The sequence below is a fragment of the Nitrospirillum amazonense genome, assembly GCF_007828045.1.
Lineage (GTDB): Bacteria > Pseudomonadota > Alphaproteobacteria > Azospirillales > Azospirillaceae > Nitrospirillum > Nitrospirillum amazonense_C.
In genome coordinates this window covers 1-7,515 of the sequence record NZ_VITN01000052.1, presented here as the reverse complement: position 1 = coordinate 7,515, position 7,515 = coordinate 1, and the positions used below count along the sequence as shown (strand labels likewise).

Sequence of the window (7,515 nt, the reverse complement as noted above, 5' to 3'; positions counted from 1 at the left end):
ATCCGTTTATAGTCCATAAGGGCGGCCCTCGTGTTGGAGTGTGACAACCCAACTTTGGCATCCGATGCCATGGGGCCGTCCACCCAAACAGCGGCCTGCATGGAAAGGAAATCGCCATTGACCAGCACTCCCGCGTCCGATCTGACAAACGGAAAGCTCATTCCCCGAGGAAGGGCGGCCTTTTCGGGAATCGATGCGCCACCCGCGCGCTGGACGCCTCAGGTATAAGCTGGGTCGAGGTTTTTCTTGGCGGAGGCACCGCCGCAGTGATGGCTGCAGTCTCAGCCGGTCTCGCGGTGGGGGCGCTCGCATATCGCGTTGCGCTGGTTGGCCTTGTCGAGGTTGGGGAACGGCTTCAACTTCCACCCCTTCCTTCGTCCGAAATTGTGCTCCACTCGACCGTGTCGGACGCCCGCTCGCGCGGCGCCTTACGGACGCTCGCAGCCGCTTTTCGCGAACATCGACATCCTTCGTCATGAGTGTTGACTATCCTCGCGCCGTGCTCCCGAAGGCAGCCGCCTGCGTTCGACCCCATGTGCCTCAAGGCCGGCGTTTTCTCAGGAGCAGGCCTCCAAGCGCGCAGATCGACATGGATATTCCTGCGACCAGGAACGCATCGCTGTAGGCAAGCAGCAGCGCGTCATGGTGGACCGACTTGTCCATCACAGCGAGAGCTTGCTGCCGATAGGGCTCCGCCAATTTGCCGTACAGGGCGGTATGGCGGTCAACCTGCTGCCCGCTCAGCAACCTCACCAGCTCTAGGGTCCGCTCCCGGAACGCGATCGAGAAAGGGCTGACCGCTTCGCCAATCCGGCTTGCGTGCAGCTTCTCGCGACCTACGACAAACTGACTGGCCACCGCGATGCCGATGGCGCCGCCGACGTTCCGGACGGTCGAGAACAATCCGGAGGCCGACCCAAGCTCGGATTTCTCAAGCCCATCTACCGCCATCACGCCCAGCGCCACGACGATGAACGACTGGCCTATCCCGCGCACCACGAGCGATGGCACGATGACATTGGCAGCCGCATTGCTGTCGAGATGAATATTCATCAGGCAGCCTGCGGCCATGACGACGAAGCCGAGAATGATGATTGCGCGCACGCTGGTCCATCGCATCAGCTTGGGGGTGGCGAAGGACATGACGAACTGGATCAGGCCATAGGGAATCATGGTCAGCCCGATCTGCTCGGAGTTATAGCCGTGCGCCTCGGCGAAATAGTTCGGAACGAGGAACACGACCCCGAACACGACGGCGCCGAAGGTGAATTGCATCAGGCTCGCCAGCCCAAAGTTGTAACGGCCCAACAGACGCAGGTTGATGAAGGGGGACTTCTGCCACAGCTCGACAAGGACGAACGCGGTGAGGCCGAGCGCGGCAATGATCGCGGCCTCGTTAATGAAGGTCGATGCGAACCAGTCCTTGCGCTCACCTTCCTCTAACATGATCTGGAGCGCGGACAGGCCGAGGGCCATCGCGATGATGCCGCTCCAGTCGCCGCTCCGCAGCTTGTCGAGAGACGCTGGTGCGCGCGGCGTGGCCCAGCCGATCGCCGCCAGCAGCAGCACGCCCGGCGGCACCTGAAGATAGAAGATCCAGCGCCAGCTATAGGCTTCGGTCAACCAGCCGCCGAGCGAAGGCCCGGCAGCTTGCGCGACATTGTTGGCCACGGCGAACAAAGCCATGCCGAACGGGTGTTTCGACGGCGGCAGTTCACTGACGATGATCTGGAAGGAGAGGGGGATCAGAACGCCGCCGAATGCGCCCTGCAAGGCGCGCGCGACGATCATGGTGTTGATATCGGGCGCCATCGAGCAAACGATCGAGAACAGAATGAAGCCGCCTGTTCCGACCATGAGCACGCGCCGCATCGAGAAGACCGATACCAGCCAGCCGGTCATCGGAATGATAATGATCTCGGCGACCAGATAGGCTGTGGTGATCCACGACCCTTCCTCGAAAGAAGCCCCCAGCGATCCTCGGACATCGGGAAGCGAAGCGTTCGTCACATGGACGTTCATCCCCGCCATGAAGCAGCCGACGACACCGCCCAGGACGGCCACCCAAGACCGCAAGGACACCTGACCGGCTGCCTCGCCGGTCTCCGCCCGACCGCTCATGGCCGGGAGCTTCCCGTATAGACGTTGGTTTCAACCGACATGCCCGGCCGCAATTCGGCCGCGCGCGGCTGGCCCGGATCGACCACGATCCGCAGCGGCATCCGCTGGACGATTTTGGTAAAATTGCCCGTGGCGTTATCGGGAGGAAGCAACGCGAACTGCGCGCCGGACGCCGGCGCAAAGCCGTCAACATGGCCCTTGATCGTCGCACCGCCGAACGCATCGACGACGATCTCGGCCGACTGACCAGGGCGGATGTGATCGGTTTGCGTCTCCTTGTAGTTTGCGACGACATAGACCTGCACTGGCACGACAACCATCAGCGGCGTGCCGATGTCGGCATATTGTCCGGCACGCACAGTTCGCTGCCCGACCTGCCCATCCACGGGCGCCCGGATGACCGTTCGCTCGAGGTCGAGGCGTGCCGCATCCAGCCCTGCCTGTGCTTGCCGCAGCGTCCCGCGTGCCTTGTCGAGATTGGCGGTGGCGGCGTCCCGCTGAGTTGCGAGAACCGGCAGATAGGCTCGGGAAGCGGCCAGCGCCGCGCGGGCTTCGGCCAGCGCGGCTGCGGCCTTGCGAGTAACTGCCTCGGCCGATTGTAGATTCTGTGTGCTTCCGACCTTCTGCCGGGAGAGGCTGGATTGCCGCTGGTATTCGAGATCGGCGAAATGAGCATCCGCCTCGCGGGCTGCGACGGCGGCGCCATTCTGTTCGATCACGTTATGCTGCTGTGTGGATTGCGCGTCGAACGTGGCGATGCGTGCCTGTTGCGCCTCGACATCGGCTTTCGCAGAGGCAACTACGCCCTCGGCCTGCTCGACCCTCATACGGTAATCCCGATCATCGATTCGCGCGAGAACGTCTCCGGCCCGTATCTGTTGATTGTCCGCGACGGCCACCGCGACGATGTCGCCCGCGATGCGAGGGGCGATCGTCACTACATCCGCTCGCACATAAGCGTCGTCGGTCTCGATCATGAAGCGGCCTGTCGTCCACCAGCGCACGCCGAACACACAGGTGGCGATGAGCGCCGCCCCGCAGCCGCAGGTGATGAGCTGGCGACGGCTCGGGCGCAAAGCAGGGAAGGAAGAACGCGTTTTTGCGGCGGTATCGGTCATGAAAACCTCATTTCGAGGAGGCCGTCACCGAGGCGACGGACGCTGTTCTTTGGGGGGATGGCAGGACGACGGCCGGGGCGTTTTCCCAGCCACCGCCCAATGCCTTGAAGAGAGCCACCTGCGTCGTGGTCACATCGCTGTCAGCGGCGGCGAGAGCCGCTTGTGCGTCGATGTCCGCGCGCTCCGCATCCAGTGCTTCCAGCGCGGTCGCCGCACCCGCCGATCGCTGGATCTGCATAAGGCGATCCGCGCGGGCGCTGCGGTCGGCGGCCGCACGCAAATCACCCTGCCGGCGAAGTGCCGCGCCGTAATCCTCCGCCGTCTGGTTGACCTCCTTAAGGGCTCTCAGGATCGTGGCGTCGAAATCGGCGAGGCCCATGGCTTCGCCAGCTCGGGCGTACCTGATGCGCGCTCGGGCGGCGCTGATGTTGGGGAAGTTCCAACTCAACAATGGACCGACGTGCCAGACGAGGTTGTTACGGCTGGCGATGCCTCCGACCGTGGGCGACGATATCGTGGCCCCGCCATCGAGAGAGATTCGGGGATAGAGATCGGTCACGGCGACACCGATTCGCGCAGTGTCTGCCGCGAGCTTCTGTTCCGCGGCGCGTATGTCCGGGCGACGCCGCAGCAGCGTCAGGCCGTCGCCGATCGGCAATGGCGTCGTGATGGAGGGCAACCGCCTGCAGGCCGCAGCTGCCGAAGGTATCTCGGCCGGCGGGTGCCCGGTCAGCACCGCCAAATCCGCCAGCGCGTTATGCCTTTTCGCATCGAGCATCGGGATGGTCGCGCTTGCCTGTTCCACCACGGCATCGGCACGCAATACATCGACCGGCAGGCCGCTGCCGGCGGCCACCAACCGCTCGGCCAGATCCCGGCCACGTTGCGCCAATTCCAGGGATTGGCGCGCCACATCAGCCCGATGAGCATAACCACAAGCGTCGAGCCAGGCGCCGGAGACACCCGCGGCGACAGCGACCCGGACGCCATCTTCCAGCGCGGCAGACCCTTGCATATCCGCCTCCGCGGCCTTGACCGTCGAGCGCAGCCGGCCAAAAAGATCCAGCTCCCAGGAGATCGATGTCCCGATATCGAAGCGCGGGCCGGTTCGGATCTTGTCAGTTCCCTCCGAGGCGGCGGCGATCTGGTCCTCCAGCGTGCTGCCTTCGCCGGCGCCGCCCGAAAGATTTGTCGTCGGCCATAGCTCACCACGAGCCTCGCTCAGGGTCGAACGGGCCTGTAATAAGTTCGCCGACGCCGCCCGTAGGTCGCGGTTGTTCGTCAGCGCCTCCTCAACAAGAGCGTCGAGCGCCGGCTCGCGATAGAGGCGCCACCAATCCGGCGGCGGTGCGTCGGAGCGCACGGCTTCGCTATCCGCCAGTCGATCCGGGATTGCCACCGTGGATCGAGGTGGCGTTCCAGGCGCCGTGGCGCAGCCAGCTAGGAGCGATATGGAAAGAATGGCGGCGATCAGGCCGCCCGAAGGATGACGCACGATGGTCCGCTCGATGTTGACGCGCCATTGTTTTATGTGATTGCCGCTTGTCCTTCTCCGGCGAGAGTGACATTGATCATCGTGAAATGGACAGCGAACGTACTTTTCAAGACTGTGAACGCTCGCCAAGGCCGGTGGCGGCCCTGGCGAGCGATCATCCCGATGGTGAGCACATCGCTGCGCACAGCCATCCGCGCGCCCAGTTGATCCACACGCTCGGCGGCGTGATGACCGTGACGAGCCGGGAGGGAAGCTGGGTGGTGCCGACCGGACGGGCCGTCTGGATGCCGCCAGGTGAAGAACATGGCATTCGGGTCGCCGGCAATGTCTTCATGCGGACGATCTTCGTTCAGGATGGGGTGCGATCCAGTCTCCCGCGGACATGCGAGGTGATCGAGGTTTCTGCCTTCCTGCGGGAAGCGATCGTCGCGGCGACCCGCATTCCGCTGGATTATGCGCCAGCGAGCCGGGACGAACGGGTAATGGAACTGATCCTTGACGAGATCGAAGCCGCGCCACGTCTGCATCTGCATGTCGCCATGCCGCACAATCCGCGTCTCGCGCGACTCTGCGAGAGGCTGATCGCCGATCCGTCTGCGTCCGTCACGCTTGAGGAGCTTGCGGCGGAAATCCATGTCAGCGGCCGGACTCTCGCGCGTCTGTTTCATCGCGAACTGGGGATGAGTTTCGGGGAATGGCTGCGCCGCATGCGCTTGTTGCTGAGCTTGCCTCGCCTCGCGGCTGGGGCCTCGGTGCTGCAAGTGGCGCTGGAGCATGGCTATGACAGCCCGAGTGCCTTCGCCGCCATGTTCCGCCGAACGCTCGGCGTATCCCCAACCGCCTATTTGGCTAGTCAATGAGCCCTGACAGGTTCAAACCTGACGCACCTCAGCCACCGCGCCATTAGTGAGGCGGATCAGTTGCTCCGCCGTCGTCCGAAATGCGTGCATCGGAGACCCCGCTGCGGCCCAAAGCGGATCGAGCGGAAGCAGCGCGCTATCGACGACGGTTGTAACCTGGCAGTCATGGCCGATTGGGGCGACGCCGCCGACGGCAAATCCTGTCTTGCTTTGCACCCATGCGGCGTCGGCGGTCTTAACGGGCTGGCCGACCGCGGCCGAGACTTTGTTCCGGTCGATGCGGTGAGCGCCGGAAGCGACGACCAGGATGACGCTCTCACCGGACCTAAAGACGATCGATTTGGCGATCTGCGCGACGGAGCAGCCAACGGCCGCCGCTGCATCCGCAGCGCTATGTGTGCCCGCCGGAAATTCGGCGATGCTGTCTTCATGTCCGGAGGCGAGCAACGCCTGCCGTACTTTCCCGACCATATCCATAATGACTCCGGTTCGCTTGAGCCGTCTTGTTGAGGTGAGGCGTGATGCCCTATCGGGCGTTGTTGGCGGCGCTCAAAAGTGCCTGGACGGATGCCGTGGCAACGTCGGGATCAATGCCAGCGCCGAACACCGTTCGGCCGTCTATTGTGCGACATTCGACATAGGCTGCCGCTTGCGCATTTGCGCCACGACCAATGGCATGTTCCTGATAGTCCACGACGTCCAGCACCGAACCGCCCGTTTCTTCAAGCGCCGCTACCACCCCGGAGATCAGGCCATTGCCTCGTCCTGACAGCGAGCGAGCCTCGCCGTCGATGGCAACGCGGCCGACGAAGAGCCGCTGACCTACCGGACCGTGCTCCTCATAATCGACCAGCACGTACCGATCGGTGGGGCGTGGCAGATAGCAACTCTCAAAGCACTGCCAAATGTCGGCTGCGTCGAGTTCACGGCCGATATCGTCGGCCAGCTTCTGCACATGGATGCTGAAATCCGCCTGCATACGCTTGGGCAATTTCAGGCCTCGATCCTGCTCCATGACCCAGGCGACACCGCCCTTGCCGGACTTGTTCGGTCCCAGGGATTGATGGTGCGGGTTTATCCTGAACCGCTGGGGTTCCGCCGTCCATGATTTGCAAATGAATTCCCAGGGTGTCAGGCCCCGAAGTGTCTTGAGGCGCCTTGCAAAGTTGTAGGCGCCGACGAAGGCACTCAGATGCTGCTCGAACTGCTTATGGCTGTCGTAGTGGTAGCGCTTGACCGTGGCTTCCTTGATGGTTCGGTTCATGCGCTCGACCTGGCCGTTGGTCCAGGGATGCTTGATCTTGGTAAGCCGGTGTTCGATGCCATTCTCCTGGCACTGCCTGTCGAACATGTGCGTCACGTACCGGGCTGTGGGACCATCGGCATATCGTGGCGGGAAGGTGAACTGGATCCCGTTGTCGGTCAGCACCGTGTGGATCGTGTAAGGGACGGCGTCGATCAAGGCCATCAGGAAGGCCGAGGCGGATGATCGCCCTGTCTTCCTGGCTACCTGGACGAAAGCAAATTTGCTTGTCCGATCAACGGCAACGTATAGGTACAGCTTGCCTTCGGCTGTTCTGATCTCGGCGATATCGATGTGGAAATAGCCGATCGGGTAGGCTTTGAACTTCCGCTTGGCAGGCTTGTCGCCTTCCACCTCCGGCAGCCTGCTGATGCCGTGTCGCTGAAGACACCGGTGCAGGGAAGATCGGGTCAGATTGGGAATGGTCGGCTGCAGGGCATAGAGGCAATCATCCAGCGGCAATAGCGTATGCCGGCGGAAGGCGATGATAACCGCCTCCTCTTCCAGAGTCAGAACAGTGGACCTGAACTGATGGTGTGGATGCCCCTTTCCCCGGTTTCGGCGGATATCAGGCTATGATGTCTGCTGGACATCGTTATGGAGGGCGCCATGACCACG

The 7,515-nt window shown here is 63.0% G+C and carries 6 protein-coding genes and 1 pseudogene; 1 reads left to right on the top strand and 6 read right to left on the bottom strand.

All coding sequences use genetic code 11. The annotated features are described in order from the left end of the window. Nucleotides 1-540: 540 nt before the first annotated feature. Genes FBZ89_RS30310 through FBZ89_RS30300 form a run of 3 tightly spaced genes read right to left on the bottom strand, consistent with a single transcriptional unit; the run spans nt 541 to nt 4,734 of the window. Nucleotides 541-2,121, bottom strand: coding sequence for a DHA2 family efflux MFS transporter permease subunit (locus FBZ89_RS30310; RefSeq protein ID WP_145754807.1), 1,581 nt, complete (start codon nt 2,119-2,121; stop codon nt 541-543). Further along, the gene (locus FBZ89_RS30305) at nt 2,118-3,239 is read right to left on the bottom strand and encodes an HlyD family secretion protein (protein ID WP_145754805.1); all 1,122 of its coding nucleotides are present in this window, start codon (nt 3,237-3,239) and stop codon (nt 2,118-2,120) included. The genes FBZ89_RS30310 and FBZ89_RS30305 overlap by 4 nt, the downstream gene beginning before the upstream one ends. A gap of 7 nt (nt 3,240-3,246) precedes the next feature. Further along, nucleotides 3,247-4,734, bottom strand: coding sequence for an efflux transporter outer membrane subunit (locus tag FBZ89_RS30300; RefSeq protein WP_211115427.1), 1,488 nt, complete (start codon nt 4,732-4,734; stop codon nt 3,247-3,249). Between the two features lie 47 nt (nt 4,735-4,781). On the opposite strand from FBZ89_RS30300, the gene FBZ89_RS30295 reads away from it, so the two are divergent. After that, nucleotides 4,782-5,594 carry an AraC family transcriptional regulator gene (locus FBZ89_RS30295; protein ID WP_211115426.1) on the top strand — a complete coding sequence of 271 codons (813 nt, stop codon included), beginning with the start codon at nt 4,782-4,784 and terminating at the stop codon, nt 5,592-5,594. Nucleotides 5,595-5,606: 12 nt separating this feature from the next. On the opposite strand, the gene FBZ89_RS30290 is transcribed toward FBZ89_RS30295, so the two are convergent. The 3 genes and pseudogenes from FBZ89_RS30290 to FBZ89_RS31095 all read right to left on the bottom strand — a co-directional run. After that, nucleotides 5,607-6,071 (bottom strand): YbaK/EbsC family protein, encoded by a 465-nt coding sequence (locus FBZ89_RS30290; RefSeq protein WP_145754804.1) that lies wholly within the window; start codon nt 6,069-6,071, stop codon nt 5,607-5,609. A 49-nt stretch (nt 6,072-6,120) separates the two neighbouring features. After that, nucleotides 6,121-6,573 (bottom strand): alpha-isopropylmalate synthase regulatory domain-containing protein, encoded by a 453-nt coding sequence (locus FBZ89_RS31305; protein ID WP_246173092.1) that lies wholly within the window; start codon nt 6,571-6,573, stop codon nt 6,121-6,123. A gap of 66 nt (nt 6,574-6,639) precedes the next feature. Beyond that, nucleotides 6,640-7,422: pseudogene (locus FBZ89_RS31095) on the bottom strand (IS481 family transposase); the annotation flags it as partial. Between the last annotated feature and the right edge of the window lie 93 nt (nt 7,423-7,515).